Consider the following 18,001-nt stretch of genomic DNA (forward strand, 5'->3'; position numbering starts at 1 on the left):
GAGTCTGTAAAATAGTTTGTGTAAACTCCAAAACCTATTAAAATGGAACTAATAGAAAGGTTGGGAGAACACATGGGACTATGGACGAAAGAGCAACTACGAGCGTTTATTAAAGAGAACAAGCTCATGACCGCGAAAGATGCGCAAAACGCCTTGAAGGATCTGTTCGCCGAGACGATTCAGGAAATGCTGGAGGCCGAGATGGACACGCATCTGGGCTATGAGAAGCATGAGAAAGCGGAGAAGACCACCTCCAATTCACGCAATGGCAAGAGCCGCAAGAAGATCACCAGTGAGTATGGGGAGCAAGAGATTTCGGTGCCCCGCGACCGGCAAGGTGAGTTCGAGCCACTGGTGGTGAAAAAGTATCAGTCGAACGTGACCGGCATTGAGGATCAGATCATTGCGCTCTATGCCAAGGGCGTAAGCACACGGGAGATTCAGGATCATCTCCAGCAGCTATACGGCATTGAGGTGTCCCCTACGCTTATCTCCAATGTCACCAACAAGATCATGCCCCTGGTCAAAGAATGGCAAAACCGGCCGCTGCAAAGCGTGTATGCCGTTGTATTTTTGGACGCCATTCACTTTAAAGTGAAGCAAGATGGCGCCATCGTCAATAAGGCGGCTTACATGGTCATCGGCATCGATTTGGATGGCAACAAGGATGTTCTGGGCATCTGGATCGGCGAGAATGAATCTGCAAAGTTCTGGCTGAGCGTGCTGAATGAGTTGAAGAATCGCGGCGTACAGGACATTCTCATTACGTGTGTGGACAACCTGACCGGCTTCTCGCAGGCCATCACCGCATGCTATCCACAGACGGAGATTCAGAAATGCATCATTCATCAGATTCGCAATTCAACGCGCTATGTGTCCTACAAGGACCTAAAGAAGGTCACTGCCGATCTGAAGCCGATCTACAAGGCGAGCACGGAAGAAGCCGCTCTTGTGGAATTGGATCGCTTTGAAGAAGTCTGGGGAACGAAGTACCCGCTCATTATCCGTTCCTGGCGCAACAATTGGGATGAGCTCGCGACCTTCTTCAAGTTTCCGCCAGAGATCCGTAAGTTGATTTATACCACAAACATCATCGAGAGCTACCATCGCCAACTTCGCAAAGTGACCAAGGGCAAGAGCATCTTCCCGACGGACGAGGCGTTGCTGAAGATGCTGTACCTGGCGACGATGGATGTGACTCGCAAATGGACGGGGCGCGTGCAGAACTGGGGACAAATCCTCCTCCAGCTCTCCATCTTCTTCCCGGATCGGGTCGGACAACATTTAAGCTAAGGGGCGAACCGCCCCCGAGGGGGCTTCATCATCAATGCGTTTACACAAAACTCTTGACAGACCCGACAAACTCTCTATTGGGATTACTACTGTTATGTGAAAGAACATCCCATTGTTGCTTGGAATAATCCAACTTCAATTCTCTATGGTTCAGAAGATAACTTATGTGAGTTTGACGTTGTATCTGAATTTCAAAAACGTTTTAACTGTAATTTGCAAGTAATGGAGAATGGAGAACACTATTTCCATTCTGAGGAACAGTTGCAGTATTTCAGACAATGGCTGAAAAAACATATTTACGTACGTTAAATGATAATAAAAAATGATTGATGTATAAATTTCTTTAAAAGCGAATTAAGGGAAGTCAAAATGGCTTCCCTTAAAAGTTATTTAATTTCAACATTGTTTTAAAACATCGCCCAAAAATAAAATATGGGTGGAAACAAACGAAGAAATGAATCCGAATACCCCAAGTGAAATTACATTTGAAAAATATAATAAAAATGCATTGAAGCTGAAGCCGAGACCTAATTGGTCTGTGGGCAAATAGCGCAGCCCCTGCTGCCAGCAAGTAAAGTAGAACATTCCTGTTAGTCTTTATAACGTTTACGTACATATCGTTCACCTCACTCCCATCGTACGATGGGAATGAGATGTTTTCTGTTGAAAAATTGCTGACTTTGTCAGCAAGATTATGTGATTCGCACATTCTCTTATTCTTCTGTCCGATTGCGGTACCGCTTGTAGGCGAGCGCCAGACACAGGACATGAAGGGCGATGCCCCAAGCGATGCTTCCTGCCGTCCCCCACGGCCCCGAAGCCGGAAATCCGGCTGCGGGCTCCGGCGTAAACAGATGCGTGACCCAATAGGTCGGCAGCCAGAAAAACGCGAGCCGCCAGGAAGCCGGGAGCACGTAAGCAAGCACCGGGAGGAAGACCGCGATCCCGCCCAGCTTGGACAGCGCCAAGCCTTCCACCTTGTTCGAGGCGCAGCCGGTCAGGAACAGAGCCATCAGCGGAACCTCCAGCATCAGCATCGGCATCGCGCCCAGTGCGGCCGCCGGGCTTAAGGGCATCCACCCGATGCTGACAGCCGCAAGCGCGAGATACAGCCCGGCCAGCGCCAGCGGAACAACCATGCGCCGGAGCAAATAACCGCTCTTTCGCAATGGAGTCGCCGCAAAATAGTGCAGTACCCTCTCGTCCCGCTCATCCAGCATGAGCAGGCCGGCCATGACGCCGATCACGAGCGGAATGAGGAGCAGCCCGACGCCGGATATAATGCCGGCATGCTCCATCAGATGGATTCCGGCTTGCCGTTCGAGCAGCTCAGCGGTCCACGGGACGCCGTATGCGAGCGCGGCGATCAGCAGGGCCGGGGCGGTCACGATGAACAGCATCATCGGATCGCGGCCCATGTGCAGCAGGTCATAGCGAAAAAATTGCATCGTTCGACTCATCGTGTACCTCCTTCGTTCAGCAACGGTGCCGGAATAATTGAAGCGACCGGAAGGCCCATGCATACGCCAGGCCGATCCAGACGACGAGACAGGCGGCTCCGAGGAGCAGCTCGCCGTCCGGCGCCGGCCGGAAGGCCGACTGGAGCATCAGCAGCGATCCCGCAGCCGGCAGAGCACGGAGCAAGCCGCCTCCGTACAGGCCAAGAACCTCCCCGACAGGCAGCGTGAAGAAGACGCACAGGGGAACGGAGCAGAAGAAGAACCCGTTCATCGTCCGGCAGCGGGCGGCCAGCCCCAGGCCGACCAGCGTAAAAAATACGGAGGTCAGCGCCACCCCGATCAGGAACCAGCCCAGCCCCCGATGGAATCCGAAGGTGCTGACATGAATCAGGAGGCTGCTCCCCAAGGACAGCAGCATAAGAGATAACGTCTTCGATCCGATATAAGCGGACGGCGAATGCGGCGTCACGAACAAGGCTTCGTGAATATCCTGCCCCTTCTCCAGCAATACGAGCCCGCCGATGAAGAAGAAGCCGAGCATGCTCGGGTCCGAGAAGGTCAGGAGCAGATTCGCCGTCGCCCTGTACCCGGCCGGCAACTGATGAAGCAGGACAATATAGACCGTGCTCACCAGAGCATACGCGGTGTAGAACTGATGGCGCATCTGCAGCCGGATATCGCCCGTCAGCGCATGGCGGAAGCGGCGGACGGCACGGCGGAACGGGGTGAATCCCCGGTACTGAACGGCCGGCTGGTTCATGTCAAAGCCCTCCCGGTCACTTCAATGAACAACTGGTCGAGGGACGCTTCCTGCGTATGCATCGTCTCAATCGCTCCGATCCGCAGCAGCCGCAAAAAGTCTTCATTGCGATCCAGACCGGCCAGCCCGAACTCCGCCCGCTTCCCGGATCCGTCCTCCCGGTACTCCACCCGGACCGTGCGCTTGCCGGCTCTCACCTTCAGGACGCGGGGAGAATCGATAAGGCGAATCTCGCCGTCGACGATGAAGGCGACCCGATCACAAAGCTCTTCCGCCGCGGCCATATTATGCGTCGTGATGATGATTGTCTTACCCGCGGCCTTCTGCTCCAGAATGAGCTCCTTCACCAGAGCCGCATTGACCGGATCGAGCCCGGACGTCGGTTCGTCCAGGAAGAGAAGGCGGGGTCGGTGCAGCAGGGCCCGGCATAAATTGAGCCGCATCTTCATTCCCTTCGAATACTGTCCGACCTTCATGCCGGCATAGCTGTCGAGCCTGACCCGCGCCAGCATGCGCATCGGATCCTCGGTCTTCACGTCATAGAGCGAGGCGAACAGGCGCAGATTTTCCAGCGCGGTGAACCGGCTGTAGAAATTCGGAAATTCAAATGCGACCCCGATGCGATTGTAATAATCCCGGCCCTGCTGTTCCAGCGGCCGCCCCATAACCCGTACGGTCCCTTCATAGCGGGGCAGCGTGCCGATCAGTACTTTTTGCGTCGTGCTCTTGCCTGCTCCCGAGGGGCCGAGAAAGCCGAAAATCTCGCCCGGGGCAATTTCAAAGTCAATCCCCTTCAACGTATAATCAGCCTGGCCCGGGTATTGGTACCGAAGCCCCTTCACCTCAATCATTCGTTCTCCCTCCGATCCGCTTCGATAATGAGCCCTTCGGCCATAAGTTCGATCAAGAGTTCCATCGTCTGTTCATAATAAGCTTCGCCGATCCGCTTCTTCTGCAGCGACAACAGAACGAAGGACCGGATCAGGCTGACTATCGCGTCGGGCGAACCGTTCCGCATCCAGCCTTGCCGCTGCCCTTCGGCCAGAAATGGATACAGTTCGTCATAATCGTCGCCGTAATGCCGCTCCAGCGTCTCGGGAGACAGCTTGCGGAACAGCGATTCCACCAGTTCCTCGTCATATAGCTGCTGCAAAAACGCATTTTGATCCAGCATGCGCAGCGATTCTTGAAGAAAGCGACGGAACCGTTCCCGGGTCATCGGCGAATCAGTCTGCAGATAGACAGCGGATAAATGGCGGCGGACCGCCTGCTCCTCTTCCTCCAGCAGCTCGAAATACAGCTCTTCCTTCGAAGGGTAGAACAAATAAAACGTGCCCTGTGCCACGCCGACCGCTTTGGTCAGATCGGCAACGCTCGTCTTTTTCAAGCCGAACACCGTAAACAGCTGCTTCCCTTTATCCTTCAGATCCTGTCTGATCTTTTCCTTCTCCTGCTTGCTGAAGCGCGGCATAACGATCTCTCCTTGTGAATATATGAATATTTTTATTTTATATTCATAATTAAACGGCATTCCTTTCCTCTTGTCAACCCGGCGGTTCATCTCGCTTTCATCTGCGTCACCTGTGGAACGCGTCCCCTTCCCGTCCGCCATCCCGCCTATATTCAATCCTCTGCTGCTTGAATCATAGGTCTGCATTCCGGGTAAATACCGGACATGTCATGCCGTTCGATGCCCCGAAGACGACATTTTTTTGGAGAAAGGCAAGAAAATTGAAGAAACATGTAACTTTTTCGGGTTATCCACGTTATAAACTAGTAGTAAAGGAGGTTGTCGGTTCAATGCAAGCTACTCTTCGTACATTGGGCATGATTATGTTAATAGGAGCTCTGGTGGCGTCGATCAGCCTTCCGGCATCGGCCGCCAAGGAGAAAGACAAGTCCCGGGCGGCGAAGCTCACGCCCGAACCCGTCAGCGTTCTGGTCGTCGACAAGGATGGCGAACCGATAACAGAGAACGGACTTCTGATCGACAGCAAGACCTATGTGCCCATTATGGATATCAGTGAGGCATTCCAGTTCAAGGTCCGGTGGGAAGCCATCAGCCACACCGTATATATCGATGGCCCCGAGGATGATATCGCCTGGAACTCGCTTACCAATAAGATGAAAGTCAACGGCAAGGATACGAAGCTGACCACGCTTCCCAAAGTGATCAAAGGCAAAACCTATGTGCCGATTCAACTGCTGCACGACGTATTTCTGTTCGATTTCACCTGGGAAGGCAAGTCAAGAACCGTTACGCTCTGGTATGAGCCGCAGCCTTATTATTCCGAATAATCCGTATGCCGCCGACAGCAGGACGGCGGACGCAGAACAGGACCGGACTCTTCCGGTCCTGTTTTTTGGCGTGCTCTTTGCCTGACATGAACCGAAAGACCCGCTTCTGCCGCCGCTCCAGGCCGGGAATCGGCGCTTTCCTTGACGTTCTTCATGAAAATTTATCCCAAATGGGAATATATAGAGACGAGTTGGCATTTTTATAGAATGATAGGGTATACACCGATGGCCGCATCGCTGCCGCTTCATCGTCTCCGCCGGCCAGGTGGACCACTTCATACCAAGAGAGGGGTACGCTATGCGAATGAGACGTAAATCCATGCTGGCCATGCTGACACTATTATTGGTTGTAAGCGCTTATATTAGCGCTTGTGGCGGCAGCGGCCAAGACGCCAACTCTTCCTCGCCTCCGACGAACAATGAAAAGCAGGCTGATCCGTCGTCCGGAGACCAGACCGAAGCGCCGAAAGAGCAAGTCTTCCGCTTCAATCTGCACTCCAACCCACCGACGCTCGATCCCGGACTGGCGCAGGATACGGTGGCGCACGCCGTGCTCATCGGACTGTTCGAAGGGTTAACGCGGAGCAGCGAGAGCGGAGAAGCCGTCCCGGGCACCGCCGAGAAGTGGGAAATATCTCCCGACGGCACCAAGTACACCTTCCATTTGCGGAAGGACGCGAAATGGTCGAACGGAGATCCCGTAACGGCGGCAGACTTCGAGTTCTCCTGGAAACGGGTGCTTGATCCGAAGACCGAGCCGGCGCCGCCGTACGCCTACCAGTTGTACTATATCAAGGGCGCGGAAGCATACAACACCGGACAGAGCACCGATCCGAACTCGGTAGCCATCAAGGCTGTCGATGCCAACACGCTCGAGGTCGAGCTGGAGCATTCCACTCCGTATTTTTTAAGCCTGCTTTCTTTTCAGACCTATTTCCCGGTTCATTCCTCCGTCAAAGACAATCCGAAATGGGCATCTGAGGCGAGCACCATTATTTCGAACGGCCCGTTCAAAATCAGCGAATGGAAGCAGCAAAGCTCGCTGGAGATGGTGAAAAATGAGCATTACTACGGCAAGGATGAAATTAAATTCACCAAGGTGCAGATGTCCATGGTCGCCGATTCGGGATCGGAGCTGAACATGTACGAGACCGACCAGATTGATTATGCCGGCATGCCGACCGGACGCGTTCCGAATGAACAAATTCCGATCTTGAAGGAAACGAAGCCGGACGAACTGGAGATCAAGGGCATCGCCTCCAGCTACTACTATTTGTTCAACAACCAACAAGAGCCGTTCAACAACGTCAACATCCGCAAAGCGCTGTCAATGGCGATCGACCGCCAGCTGATTGTCGACAAGGTGACTCTCGGCGGACAGCTGCCCGCATTCGGGATCGTTCCTCCGGGAATCGTGGGCGAGAAGGACGAATTCCGCAACGAGCACAAGGACGATTATTTCACAGAAAATATAGAGGAAGCGAAGGCATTGCTGCAGAAGGGGCTCAGCGAGCTGGGACTATCCGCCATGCCTGAAATTACGCTCGCCTACAATACCGATGAGAGCCACAAACAGGTGGCCGAGGCCGTCGCCGACATGTGGAGCAAAAATCTCGGCATCAAAGTGAAAATCGAGAATCAGGAATGGGGCGTCTTCCTGAAGAACCGCACCGCGCTCAACTATCAGATGGCCAGGGCCGGATGGCAGACCGACTACAACGACCCGATGTCCTTCATCGATCTGTACACGACCGGAAGCGGCAACAATGATATCGGCTACAGCAATCCGGAATTCGACAAGCTCGTCCGTGAGGCGAAGCAATCGTTGGATAATAAGGAAAGGATGGAATTGATGGCGAAGGCGGAGCACATGTTGATCGATCAGGATCAGGCCATTCTTCCGCTGTACTACTATACGAGCGTCGGGTTGAAGAAGCCGTACCTCAAGAACGTGTTTATCGACTATCAGGGAATGATCAACTACAGCCGGGGTTATTTCGAATAACGGCGCTGCTCGCGCTCTCCCGGTATGAAGTCCGTCCGGGATGCACCTGGCCAATTGCCGGTGCGTCCCGCTTCTTCATATCCCGTGCGGAATGAATGAACCTGACTAGGAGGAGGATGCATCCATGATTCGGTATTCCCTGACCAAGCTGTTCTATCTCATCCTATCGCTGTGGGTGCTGGCTTCCGTCACATTTTTGCTCATGAAGGCCATTCCCGGCGATCCATTTATGTCGGAAAAAGCGGTTCCACCGGAAATTCGCGCCCGTCTGATGGCCCAATATGGGCTGGATAAACCGCTGTATGAGCAATATTTCGTATACTTGTCCAACTTGGCGAAAGGCGATCTGGGGATTTCGATGAAAATGATGGACCGCGAAGTCGGCCAGACGATTCGCGATGCCTTCCCCTACTCCCTGAAGCTCGGCGTCGTCTCCATTATCGTCTCCGTCGTCGTCGGTGTCAGCCTGGGCATGGTCGCGGCGCTGCGGCATCGCAAGCTGCTCGACTCCGCCTCGATGGTCATCGCCGTGCTGGGCGTCTCGGTCCCCAGCTTCGTGCTCGCCTCCTTCTTCCAATATATTTTCGGCGTGAAGCTGAAGTGGCTGCATGTCGTTGGCCTGAACGGTCCGCTTGATTACATTATGCCGACCCTGGCGCTCTCCGCCCTGCCTATTGCCTTCATCGCGCGCCTGACGCGCTCGAACATGCTGGAAGTCTTGACGGCCGATTATATTAAGACCGCCAAGGCCAAAGGCTTATCCCGCGGCGCCATCATCCGCCGGCATATGCTGCGCAACGGCATTTTGCCCGTCGTCACCTATCTCGGGCCGCTCACGGCCAATGTCGTGACAGGCTCCTTCATCATCGAGCAAATTTTCGGAATCGGAGGGCTCGGCAAAATATTCGTGACGAGCATCAGCAACCGCGACTACTCGCTTATTATGGGCATTACCCTATTCTACGGACTTATTTTGATGTGCGCCCGCTTTATCACCGACATCGCGTACGGATTGATCGATCCCCGCATCACTCTTGTCTCGAGAAAGGAGAAGGCCGCATGACCATGTTCCATTCCTCCTCTGCCGATGAACGTCCTCTCGCCCCGGATGATTTCCGCAAGGCGAACGTCAGCGAACATGCGGCGGAAGCGATCGAACAGGAAAGCGTATCCGCATGGCGCGACGCCTGGCTGCGGCTGCGCAGCAATCGGGTTGCCATGACGGGGCTTGTCTTCTTGCTCCTCATCATCCTCATGGCGATTATCGGCCCGATGCTAACGCCTTACGATTACTACTCCAACAATCTGGAGAAGACGAATCTGCCGCCTTCCGCCGAGCATTGGTTCGGCACGGACGATCTCGGCCGCGACATGTTCGCCCGCACGTGGATGGGCGCCCGCATCTCGCTTGCCGTCGGCTTCTCCGCCGCGGCCATCAACCTCGTCATCGGCGTCATCTACGGCGGCATCATGGGCTATATCGGCGGACGGCTTGACGAGGTGATGAATAAAATCTCCGAAATTATCTATTCCATCCCGGATCTGCTGGTGGCGATTCTGCTCGTCGTCGTCTTCGAACCGAGCCTGAGCACGATTATTATGGCGCTGTGCGTGACCGGCTGGATCAATATGTCCTGGATCGTGCGCGGGCAGATGATGCAGCTCAAAAATCAGGAATATGCCCTCGCCTCCCGCTCCCTCGGCTCGTCGGGCATGCGCATTCTGTTCCGGCACCTCCTGCCGAACGCCATGGGCCCGATTATCGTCACCTTGACCTTGGCGGTGCCGGCAGCCATCTTCAGCGAAGCGGTGCTAAGCTTCCTCGGGCTGGGCGTCCAATCGCCGGCCGCATCGTGGGGGACGATGATTAACGACGCGCTTAAAGCGATGATCATTCATCCTTGGCGCCTTGCCTTCCCTGCGCTGTTCATCAGCTTGATGATGCTGTGCTTCAATCTGTTCGGCGACGGGCTGCGCGATGCGCTCGATCCGAAGATGAAAAAATAAGGACAAGGAGGGTTCGCCCATGCAGCGATTGCTAGAAGTCCAAGATCTCCGTGTCTCCTTCCATGTCCGCGGCGGCGAGGTGCAAGCCGTGCGCGGCATCGGATTTCATGTCCAGCCCGGCGAGGCCGTCGCCATCGTCGGCGAATCCGGCTGCGGCAAGAGCGTGACCGCCCAAGCGATCATGCGTCTTCTGCCGCATCCTCCCGCCCGCATTCATCAAGGAGAGATCCGGTTCCAGGGAAAAGATCTGCTGCGTATGAAGGAGCGGGAAATGCAGTCCATCCGGGGCAAGGATATCGGGATGATCTTCCAGGATCCGATGACATCGCTCAATCCGACGATGACGATCGGCCGCCAGATTACCGAAGTGCTGATGAAGCATCAGCGCCTGACATCGCAGGAAGCCAAGCGCCGGGCGATAGAGATGCTGGAGATGGTCGGCATCCCCCATCCGGCCACGCGCTTCTCCCAATACCCGCATGAGTTCTCCGGCGGCATGAGGCAGCGGGCCATGATCGCCATTGCCTTGGCCTGCCGCCCGGCGCTGCTCATCGCGGACGAGCCGACGACGGCGCTTGACGTGACGATACAGGCCCAGATTCTGCGCGTGCTCAAGCAACTGCAGCGCGACTTCGGGACATCGATCATTCTCATTACGCATGATCTTGGCATCGTGGCGGATCTGTGCGATCGCGTCATCGTCATGTATGCGGGCCAGATCGTCGAGACCGGCACGAAGCGGGAAATATTCAAGAAGCCGAAGCATCCCTACACCCGTGGTCTGCTGCGTTCCTTGCCGCGAATCGATCAGAGCAAGGATGAGCCGCTCGTGCCGATATACGGCACGCCGCCCGATCTGGCCAAGCCGCCGGCCGGCTGCCCGTTCTGGGCCCGCTGCAGCGACGCGATGCGCGTCTGCCAGGAACGGCAGCCGGAAGCGACCGCCCTCAGCGGAACCCACAGCGCGAGCTGCTGGCTGCTGCATCCGCTGGCACGGGAGGTGGCCAGATGAGCACAGAGCCATTGCTCCGGATCAACCGGCTGAGCAAGCACTTCCACCTTGGACGGGGCCAGACGCTGAAGGCCATCCATGACATCAGCTTCACCGTCCGCAGAGGAGAAACGCTCGGGATGGTGGGCGAATCGGGATGCGGCAAATCGACGGCGGGGCGGACGATCCTCCGCCTGTACGAGCCAACGGAGGGGGAAGCCTGGTATGGAGGGACGAATATTTACCGGCTGAAGCCGCGGCAGCTCAAGGCGTTCCGCCGCGAGATGCAGATGATCTTCCAGGACCCGTACGCATCGCTGAATCCGCGCATGACCATCATGGACATTATCGGGGAGGCGCTCGACATTCATCGTCTCGCCGACAGCCGTTCAGCGCGCAGGAAGCGGGTCGAGGATCTGCTTCACCTGGTCGGGCTCAATCCCGATCATGCCACCCGCTATCCCCATGAGTTTTCGGGCGGTCAGCGCCAGCGCATCGGAATCGCCCGCGCGCTGGCGGTCGATCCGAAGTTCATCATTTGCGACGAGCCGATCTCGGCCTTGGACGTATCGATACAGGCCCAGGTCGTCAATCTGCTGCAGGATCTGCAGAAGCGCCTTGGGCTGACCTACCTGTTCATCGCGCATGATCTGTCCATGGTCAAGCATATCAGCGATCGGGTGGCCGTCATGTACTTGGGCCAGATCGTGGAGCTGGCCGACAGCGGAACGCTGTATGCGGAGCCGCTGCACCCGTATACGAGGGCGCTCATGTCCGCCATTCCCGTCCCCGATCCCGACATCGAGGCGGGCAAGGAGCGCATCGTGCTGAGCGGCGAGTTGCCGAGTCCGCTGCATCCGCCGAGCGGCTGCTCCTTCCGGACGCGATGCCCGTACGCGACCGGGACCTGCGCCGAGCGCAAGCCTGAGTTCCGGGAAGCGAAGCCGGGACATTATGTCGCCTGCCATCTGGCCTAAGCCGTCCGCGAGCCGCCCGCAGGGACCACAGCAGAAGATACGGCAGGAGGCCGAACGCATTCCGTTCAGCCTCCTGTTTATTAGATAAGAAAGAGAAGGCAGCGAACCTTCCGGCCGGCCTCCCCCGATTCGCGAAGCAGACTCGCCCCTCCGGACGCCCAACGCATAGCGCGAATGGGCCGCTCCGCAGCTTCCCGCATACTACAGCTTCAGGAGGAAGATTACGGCAACGATGCACAGACACTATGCTTACAGCAAATGTGAGGACAACTGAAACAGATCGCCGCAGATGAACCGGATAGGAGGGAAGCTGCCCTGCTTGTTTTTCCGGTTCAGCCAGACCGTATCGATTCCGACGTTCGTCACGCCCCCCACATCGCCGCTCAAGGAATCTCCGATATGAAGCACATCCTCCCGCTTGAGCCGGAACTGCTCCAGAGCGCAGCGGAACATCTCCGGCCGCGGCTTGTAGGCGCGGGCATCCTCGCTCGTCATAACCCCGTCCACCTCCAAACCGTGCAGGCGCAAAGCCGCCTCGATATCGGCCCGATCCGTATTCGACAAAATATAGACCGGATAGGATTGGCGGGCCCGCTCCACGAACCGTCTCGCATCCTCGTAAAGGTTCGGCTGCTCCCAATTGGCGTACTGCAGCGCCAGCAGATCGTCCGGCCGGCTGAACGAATCGAAATAAATGAGCGTCTCGGCCAGGCATTCCCACGCGAGCTGGCGCTGGCTCTGATACGCCCTGCCATAGCTCTCGAGAAGCATCCTGGACAAGCTCTGCCACCAGTAAGTGCCAATCTCCCGGAGACTGCATTCCCGGCGGGAATTCGCCTGGATAGTGCGGAACACAATCTGCAATATGTTCTCATCTTCCCATGCCAATGTTTCATAGAAGTTAATAAATAGGGACTTGTACTTCGCCATGACGTCCCATCCCCTTATCCGTATGACTTCCGGCCGATGTTCCGTATGAATGCGCCGCGCCTGTACCCGACCGCACGGACCGGGCCGGGCTGCCGTCGCTGCACAATCCCGTCGAGAAGCGTCGAGAATACTTCCAGTATAGCAAACCTGTTTCGCAAGAAGAGAGTCATTTCCTGAAAAAGGGACTTGGGGGCCTCCAGGATAGGCTTGCTGAACTAGGAGATCACGGCTGCCCTCATTCAAAGAAATCGCTTACTTCGTTCCACCGCGAAGCTGAGCCGGCGCGCGGCATGCAAGCCGCATGGCAAACAACGATTTTCCGAAGCAAAGGGCGAGAGCGGAATCTCGATTCTATCAATCTCGCATATGGTAGAGAGGAAGGCGGCAAGCGGCCGATCCATTGCGGAAGAACGGGCTTAGGGCTCAACTCCCGAACATCCCCTCGCCGCGGCGATAATGGACCCGTGCCCCGCGCCAGCCGCCTGCGCAAAGCTGCATCGGCGCGGATGCCGCCGCCGCTGCGCGTCCCCGTTCCGGCGCAGCGCCGCGTCAGCCACGCGGACAGCGCCAGCCTGCTCAGCCACACGGACAGCTCCAGCCTGCTTCAGCCACGAGCCCTATCCGGGTTGGCGGGCCGGTTCATTTCGAGGGAGAGGAGGTGCATTGATGAATATTGCCGTATGCGGATATTACGGGATGGGGAGCTTCGGCGACGATTTATGCTTGCGGACGCTGCAGAAGCGGTTCGACGGACATGCCGTCTACCCCTGGCTGCCGCATATGAATCCGGATGAGACCGATGCCGTCATCATCGGGGGCGGAGATCTGATCACGCCGCACTACTTCAATCCTTATTACTTCCCGGCAGCGCTGCGCAATCATCCCACCTGGGTATATGGCGTTGGCATTGCCGATGCCTGGCCGGAAGAAACCTGGCCGGAAGACCAAATGAATCTGTACCGGGAACGGATACGGCAGGCCAACAAGGCCGTATTCCGCGACGCCCATTCGCTTGCTGTCGCTTCCCGGGCCGGATTCCACCCGTATCCGACGATGGCGCCGGACATCGCTTTCGGCTATCGGGAGCCCCGGTTCCCTGTAAAGCGGTTATCCGACAGGCCTACGATCGGCATCGTCGTCTCCGCCTGTTCCGCCTTCCCGTTCGAAGCAATGCTCCGGCTCTTCCTCCGGTTGACAAGCGAAGGCTTCCATCTTGCCCTTATACCCGTCATGAATCATCCGACGAACGGCTTCTCCGACTTCAACGTGTGCAATCGGCTGTACCGGGCCCTGAAGGCCCGCCATCCCCGCGCCTCCGCCGAAGCGCTGCCGCCGCTCATGGAGCTGGACGTGACCTACAGCATCATCCAATCCATGGACATGCTCATCTCCTGCAAGCTCCATCCGTCGCTTGTGGCGCTGCGCGCTGGAAAGCCCGTGTTCGCCTTCCGTAAGATGAACAAGCTCCGCAGCCTGCTCAGGCCGTTCGGCATGGAGGAATATGTCTGCTCCGGTGAAACGCAGGGAGAAGACGATTGGCCGCGAATCGAGGATTTCCTTGAACACGGCCAGGCCAAGGCGCAGGCGGCCCTGCCCCGCATCCGCCAGGCCGAACGCGAGAGCGTGCGCCAGCTTCGCCGCCTGAAGGCGGATATCGAGCAGCGATGCCGGCAGCATCGCTGGTTGTGATTGCCGTCGGAACAGATGGAACAGATTGATCGTTGAGAGAGGAGGAAGCAAGATGGGTTTCTGGTTCGGGTACCGCCGGCTTGTTAACAAGGTTCGACAACTGGAGGGAAAAGTCGAGGAATTGGCTCGCGGCGCAGATGAAGCGGCTTCGGGACCTAATGAAGAATTAAAACGGTTCCTGGAGTTCAAGGTGGCAACGGAGATCGTGGTCTGCACCCCAAGCTCTTCGGTGCGGGGCGTGCTCCTCAGCGTTGGCGCCGGCGTTCTGCAGCTAAGGGAAGCAACCGGCGATCGCGCCGTCATCCCGTTTTCCAAAGTGACCTATGTCCAGTCATCGGCAAGCAGAGAGGAGACCTCGCGATGAACTTACGCCAACTGCTGCGAAGTTATATCGGGAATGCAGTGGAGATTATGACCGCTCATGGCGTGACGGCGGGGACGCTGCAATCCGTCGGCAGCTCCACCCTGACCCTTAAGGTTGCTCTGATTTTAAACGGACCTTCCGGGCAAATCGCCGCCATTCCGCTGCAAGCGATCGAACTCATCCGCATTCCCGCACAACAATGATGACGCCGGGGCGCACGGAGACGCGCGCCCCGGCGCTGTCCGTGAACTCTCTGGCCCTCCCCCCGTCCTATACGGTTGCTCCGGCTCCCGGGGTACGGGAGAGACCGTGCCCCCGCTTAACGGTATCCTTGCACGGGGCGCTCCAGCGCGTATAAATCGTCCTCCAGAGCGGCCATTCGCTCGAGGAACAGCTTCCTTGCATCCTGAATCGCCTGATTGTACAGATGCGGGCTCAATTCCTTGATCATAAAATCAACGAGCTGCTCCGCTCCGATATCTCCAAGCTCCTCCGCGCGCTCTTCCGCAAAGAAATGCTTCACCTGCTCCATAATGTGCTGCTTCTGTTCTCTGGGCAGCTTTATCGGATTCATACCGTTCCTCCTTCATTCCCTTCGTTAAGCTTGAATCAAGCCGGCGTGCGCGCCATCAGCGATCCGGCGGATAGACCGGAGGCTGTCCCAACCTGCTCTCCTTCTCCCGAATGGACAAGTCCAGCCAGCGGATGGTCCGTTGCAGCGCGCGAATGACCAGAATACTGATGTAGATGCCAAGGACGAAGACCACCGCATAAATCATAAGCGGGAGAAATCCAAAAAATGAAACGAATCCGATATCCACCGGAGACACCTCCAACCGTTATGTCTCAGTACGCGCTTCCCCGCCGGCCGCCAGGTCACAAGTTGCGGCTCCTTACCCGTTTTCTTCCTTACCCGTTCGGATAAGGGCGCAGCAGCGGCTTCAGCTTGCGGAAATCATGCATGCCGTTCCGGACAGCGGCCAGCTCCGTTATGTGCTCCATCACAGCATGCGCTTGCTCGGACGCCAGCCGGTACTGTTCCTCCGAAATGCGTCCCTGGCGAAGCGCGTCGTCCAATTCATCTTCATCCAGCAAAAAAATCTTCCCTGACGGCAGCAGGACGACGTCCAAGTATAGATCCTCATAATACGGAATTCCGCGCTCGTCCACTTCGGGGGGCTCGCAGATGTCCACATACCACTGGACCACTTCTTCCTTGTCATCCAGCATCGTCGTCACGGAGTAGCGCTTGCCCTGCGGGAAATGCTGCATCCAATAATAACCGGCGTCCGCCAGCACAAGCTTCCGGCCGTCCATTTTTTTGACAAGCGGCGCACGCACCGCATGGAAATGGAGCAGCGTCACATAACCCGAGAAATCTTCGGTATCCTGATGCATTATAGCAAAATCACGCGATTCAATCCGTTTCCAGTCGCTGCGGTCAGCATGTTTTCGTTTCATGAAGTCAACCTTTCTTCTCTCGTCTCCAAATGCACGTTCTCCGTAAAATCTCTTCCATTATACCGTTTTTCAAGCACAAAATCTGCAAAAAAAAGAACATCGATTCCGATGTCCTTGCTTGGCGTATGAAAAACGGAGCCGCCAGCTCACCACGACACCTCGATAAATGAGGCGTCATCCGTCAGCGCGCCGCCCTGCGGCTGATCCAGCATCCGCTGCAGCTCCGCATCCGATGGTTTTCCGCTGCAGCCGTCCAGCTCGCGCAAGCCGTCCGTATAACAGAGCAGCCGGTACGTCCCGGAGCGGGGCAAGTCCATCGTGAACAGATGCGGCGCCCCGCCGACAGGGCCGGTTAGCGTAGACCAGCGCTCGCCAATGCGTATCTTGTCCTGGAACGGCGCCTTCACTTCCGTGCCGTTCACCCACAGGCGCAGCCGGCAGTCGCCCTGCCAGGCGAGCCACAGCCTGCCCTTGCGAAGCCCGCTGCGGCTGGCGCGCTCGATGCGGCCGCAGATGAACATCGATTCGCTGCCGCGGCTCCGCTTCTCTTCAAGCACTTCCCTCAGCAGTTGCGGGGTGCCATGGGGTATCGGCAGATCTTCTACCGCCTTCGTCGCCGGGCCGGTCAGCCCTCCGATATAGGCATGGAAGGCTTGCTCGCTCGGGGGCGCGCTCAGGTCTGCCAGCCAGCCGAGCAGCCGCTCGCCCAGGAACCGGGCGGCGAAGTCGCCCTGATAGCTCATGCTGACACCGTCGCACAGCACGAAGCTGCATCCGTTGCCCTGCAGGTGCAGGCCGAGGAAGTCCTGCCCGTTCTCGCGCTGCTGGACTGTCTCCTCCGCCCGAGCGTAGCCGTACCGGCACCGGTACGGGTGTTCAATGATCGTTACGGGATGCTCGCTATGCTGGGAGCACAGGATTCGCTGTACCGCGGTGTCATGTCGGGACGATTTTCTTCGGCCAATTCGCATGCGCCATCTCCCCATCTCTACCGAACCGGCGTAGCCGCCGACATCTGGAACCCGATGGACACGAGCTCCGCGCAGCTTCCCGGGAGCATCATGCGCGCGCCGGGAGCGAGATGATAATCCGCCTCGACCAGCATCTCCCGGTAGCTCTCCGGCAGGACGGAGGACATATTGCGCAGCTTCTCGGCATGCTCATCCTTGAATGGCGTATCCGCCATAATCCCTTTCCAGCGGCGCGGCTCCGCGATCGGCGAGCCCATAATATGATCGGATATGAAAATATTCTCCACCAGCACATTGCCGTCCGGCACGCTCATTTGCATAATCCGCTTCGCGATCGGCTCCGGGTCCTCCCCGGTCGCCACCCCGTCGGTCATATGACAGACAAGCGGGGCCGGGCAGTCCTGCATATTCGGCAATTCGGCCTCAAGGATCCGTTCCGCTTGCCGGAACGCTTTGGCCGAATCGGAGAACCGGACCGGCGTCAGATCCGGCAGCGAGCCAAGACTGGCGATTTCGTCGATGCCCTTGATGCCGTTCAGCAGGTCGTACACATCATCGCTGTAGGCCAGTATGGCCAAGCGGTACCGGGGCGTGAGCCGATTGCCCTTGGTGGACCGGAATACCATCTGCCGAATGGCCAAGGACAGCGCTTCGTATACAATGTCGATCCGGCGCTTGCCGTCCATCAGCATATTCATCGAAGCGCTGATGTCAATGAGATAAATAATGAGCGCCGGCGTCCGTTGGGAAGCTTGAATCGTATAGTTCATCCGCTTCGGTGTCACCTCTGTTCTA

20 protein-coding genes and 1 pseudogene are annotated in these 18,001 nt (G+C 57.0%); 11 read left to right on the top strand and 10 right to left on the bottom strand.

The window, feature by feature from the left end; genetic code table 11:
* The first annotated feature begins 72 nt into the window (after positions 1-72).
* Positions 73-1,293: an IS256 family transposase gene (locus ABD76_RS10965; protein ID WP_197255154.1), complete on the top strand. Its 1,221-nt coding sequence runs from the start codon at positions 73-75 to the stop codon at positions 1,291-1,293.
* 66 nt (positions 1,294-1,359) lie between these two features.
* A pseudogene (locus tag ABD76_RS29485) lies at positions 1,360-1,602 on the top strand (alpha/beta hydrolase); the annotation flags it as partial.
* 404 nt (positions 1,603-2,006) lie between these two features.
* Here the strand turns inward: ABD76_RS29485 and ABD76_RS10970 are convergent.
* The 4 genes from ABD76_RS10970 to ABD76_RS10985 are packed head-to-tail and all read right to left on the bottom strand — an operon-like array spanning position 2,007 to position 4,984.
* Positions 2,007-2,753, bottom strand: coding sequence for a hypothetical protein (locus ABD76_RS10970; protein WP_197256828.1), 747 nt, complete (start codon positions 2,751-2,753; stop codon positions 2,007-2,009).
* A gap of 16 nt (positions 2,754-2,769) precedes the next feature.
* Complete coding sequence (locus ABD76_RS10975; protein ID WP_197256829.1) at positions 2,770-3,513, bottom strand: fluoroquinolone export ABC transporter permease subunit; 744 nt, start codon at positions 3,511-3,513, stop codon at positions 2,770-2,772.
* Positions 3,510-4,364 (bottom strand): ABC transporter ATP-binding protein, encoded by an 855-nt coding sequence (locus ABD76_RS10980; protein WP_197256830.1) that lies wholly within the window; start codon positions 4,362-4,364, stop codon positions 3,510-3,512. The genes ABD76_RS10975 and ABD76_RS10980 overlap by 4 nt, the downstream gene beginning before the upstream one ends.
* Positions 4,361-4,984, bottom strand: coding sequence for a TetR/AcrR family transcriptional regulator (locus tag ABD76_RS10985; RefSeq protein WP_197256831.1), 624 nt, complete (start codon positions 4,982-4,984; stop codon positions 4,361-4,363). Before ABD76_RS10985 ends, ABD76_RS10980 begins: the two co-directional genes overlap by 4 nt.
* A gap of 329 nt (positions 4,985-5,313) precedes the next feature.
* On the opposite strand from ABD76_RS10985, the gene ABD76_RS10990 reads away from it, so the two are divergent.
* The 6 genes from ABD76_RS10990 to ABD76_RS11015 all read left to right on the top strand — a co-directional run bounded on the left by ABD76_RS10990 (position 5,314) and on the right by ABD76_RS11015 (position 11,791).
* Entirely contained in the window at positions 5,314-5,811 is a 498-nt protein-coding gene (locus ABD76_RS10990) for a copper amine oxidase N-terminal domain-containing protein (RefSeq protein WP_197256833.1), read from the top strand.
* A 304-nt stretch (positions 5,812-6,115) separates the two neighbouring features.
* Positions 6,116-7,816 (top strand): peptide ABC transporter substrate-binding protein, encoded by a 1,701-nt coding sequence (locus ABD76_RS10995; protein WP_197256834.1) that lies wholly within the window; start codon positions 6,116-6,118, stop codon positions 7,814-7,816.
* A 124-nt stretch (positions 7,817-7,940) separates the two neighbouring features.
* Complete coding sequence (locus tag ABD76_RS11000) at positions 7,941-8,879, top strand: ABC transporter permease (protein ID WP_197256836.1); 939 nt, start codon at positions 7,941-7,943, stop codon at positions 8,877-8,879.
* A complete protein-coding gene (locus tag ABD76_RS11005) occupies positions 8,876-9,823 on the top strand; it encodes an ABC transporter permease (RefSeq protein ID WP_197256838.1) in 948 nt (315 codons plus the stop codon). Before ABD76_RS11000 ends, ABD76_RS11005 begins: the two co-directional genes overlap by 4 nt.
* A gap of 19 nt (positions 9,824-9,842) precedes the next feature.
* Entirely contained in the window at positions 9,843-10,835 is a 993-nt protein-coding gene (locus ABD76_RS11010; protein WP_197256840.1) for an ABC transporter ATP-binding protein, read from the top strand.
* Entirely contained in the window at positions 10,832-11,791 is a 960-nt protein-coding gene (locus tag ABD76_RS11015) for an ABC transporter ATP-binding protein (protein ID WP_197256842.1), read from the top strand. Before ABD76_RS11010 ends, ABD76_RS11015 begins: the two co-directional genes overlap by 4 nt.
* Before the next feature lie 249 nt (positions 11,792-12,040).
* Here ABD76_RS11015 and ABD76_RS11020 read toward each other — a convergent pair whose 3' ends face one another.
* Entirely contained in the window at positions 12,041-12,721 is a 681-nt protein-coding gene (locus ABD76_RS11020) for an HAD family hydrolase (protein ID WP_197256844.1), read from the bottom strand.
* 666 nt (positions 12,722-13,387) lie between these two features.
* Between ABD76_RS11020 and ABD76_RS11025 the strand changes: the two genes are divergently transcribed.
* From ABD76_RS11025 to ABD76_RS11035, 3 genes are read left to right on the top strand one after another with little or no spacing between them, the layout of a single operon-like run.
* Entirely contained in the window at positions 13,388-14,410 is a 1,023-nt protein-coding gene (locus ABD76_RS11025; protein ID WP_197256846.1) for a polysaccharide pyruvyl transferase family protein, read from the top strand.
* Positions 14,411-14,462: 52 nt separating this feature from the next.
* Positions 14,463-14,774, top strand: a complete 312-nt coding sequence (locus ABD76_RS11030) for a hypothetical protein (RefSeq protein WP_197256848.1) — start codon at positions 14,463-14,465, stop codon at positions 14,772-14,774.
* Positions 14,771-14,977 carry a hypothetical protein gene (locus tag ABD76_RS11035; protein ID WP_197256850.1) on the top strand — a complete coding sequence of 69 codons (207 nt, stop codon included), beginning with the start codon at positions 14,771-14,773 and terminating at the stop codon, positions 14,975-14,977. Before ABD76_RS11030 ends, ABD76_RS11035 begins: the two co-directional genes overlap by 4 nt.
* Before the next feature lie 116 nt (positions 14,978-15,093).
* Here ABD76_RS11035 and ABD76_RS11040 read toward each other — a convergent pair whose 3' ends face one another.
* From ABD76_RS11040 to ABD76_RS11060, 5 genes are all read right to left on the bottom strand, one after another.
* Positions 15,094-15,348 carry a DUF2164 domain-containing protein gene (locus ABD76_RS11040; RefSeq protein ID WP_197256852.1) on the bottom strand — a complete coding sequence of 85 codons (255 nt, stop codon included), beginning with the start codon at positions 15,346-15,348 and terminating at the stop codon, positions 15,094-15,096.
* Between the two features lie 55 nt (positions 15,349-15,403).
* Positions 15,404-15,595, bottom strand: coding sequence for a hypothetical protein (locus ABD76_RS11045; protein ID WP_197256854.1), 192 nt, complete (start codon positions 15,593-15,595; stop codon positions 15,404-15,406).
* A gap of 88 nt (positions 15,596-15,683) precedes the next feature.
* The gene (locus ABD76_RS11050) at positions 15,684-16,235 is read right to left on the bottom strand and encodes a ribonuclease FAU-1 family protein (RefSeq protein ID WP_197256856.1); all 552 of its coding nucleotides are present in this window, start codon (positions 16,233-16,235) and stop codon (positions 15,684-15,686) included.
* 146 nt (positions 16,236-16,381) lie between these two features.
* Positions 16,382-17,206, bottom strand: a complete 825-nt coding sequence (locus ABD76_RS11055; protein ID WP_197256858.1) for a hypothetical protein — start codon at positions 17,204-17,206, stop codon at positions 16,382-16,384.
* Between the two features lie 17 nt (positions 17,207-17,223).
* On the bottom strand, positions 17,224-17,976 hold the full coding sequence (locus ABD76_RS11060; protein WP_168178886.1) for a vWA domain-containing protein: 753 nt from the start codon (positions 17,974-17,976) through the stop codon (positions 17,224-17,226).
* Between the last annotated feature and the right edge of the window lie 25 nt (positions 17,977-18,001).

It is taken from the genome of Paenibacillus dendritiformis (assembly GCF_015845845.1).
Taxonomy (GTDB): domain Bacteria; phylum Bacillota; class Bacilli; order Paenibacillales; family Paenibacillaceae; genus Paenibacillus_B; species Paenibacillus_B dendritiformis_C.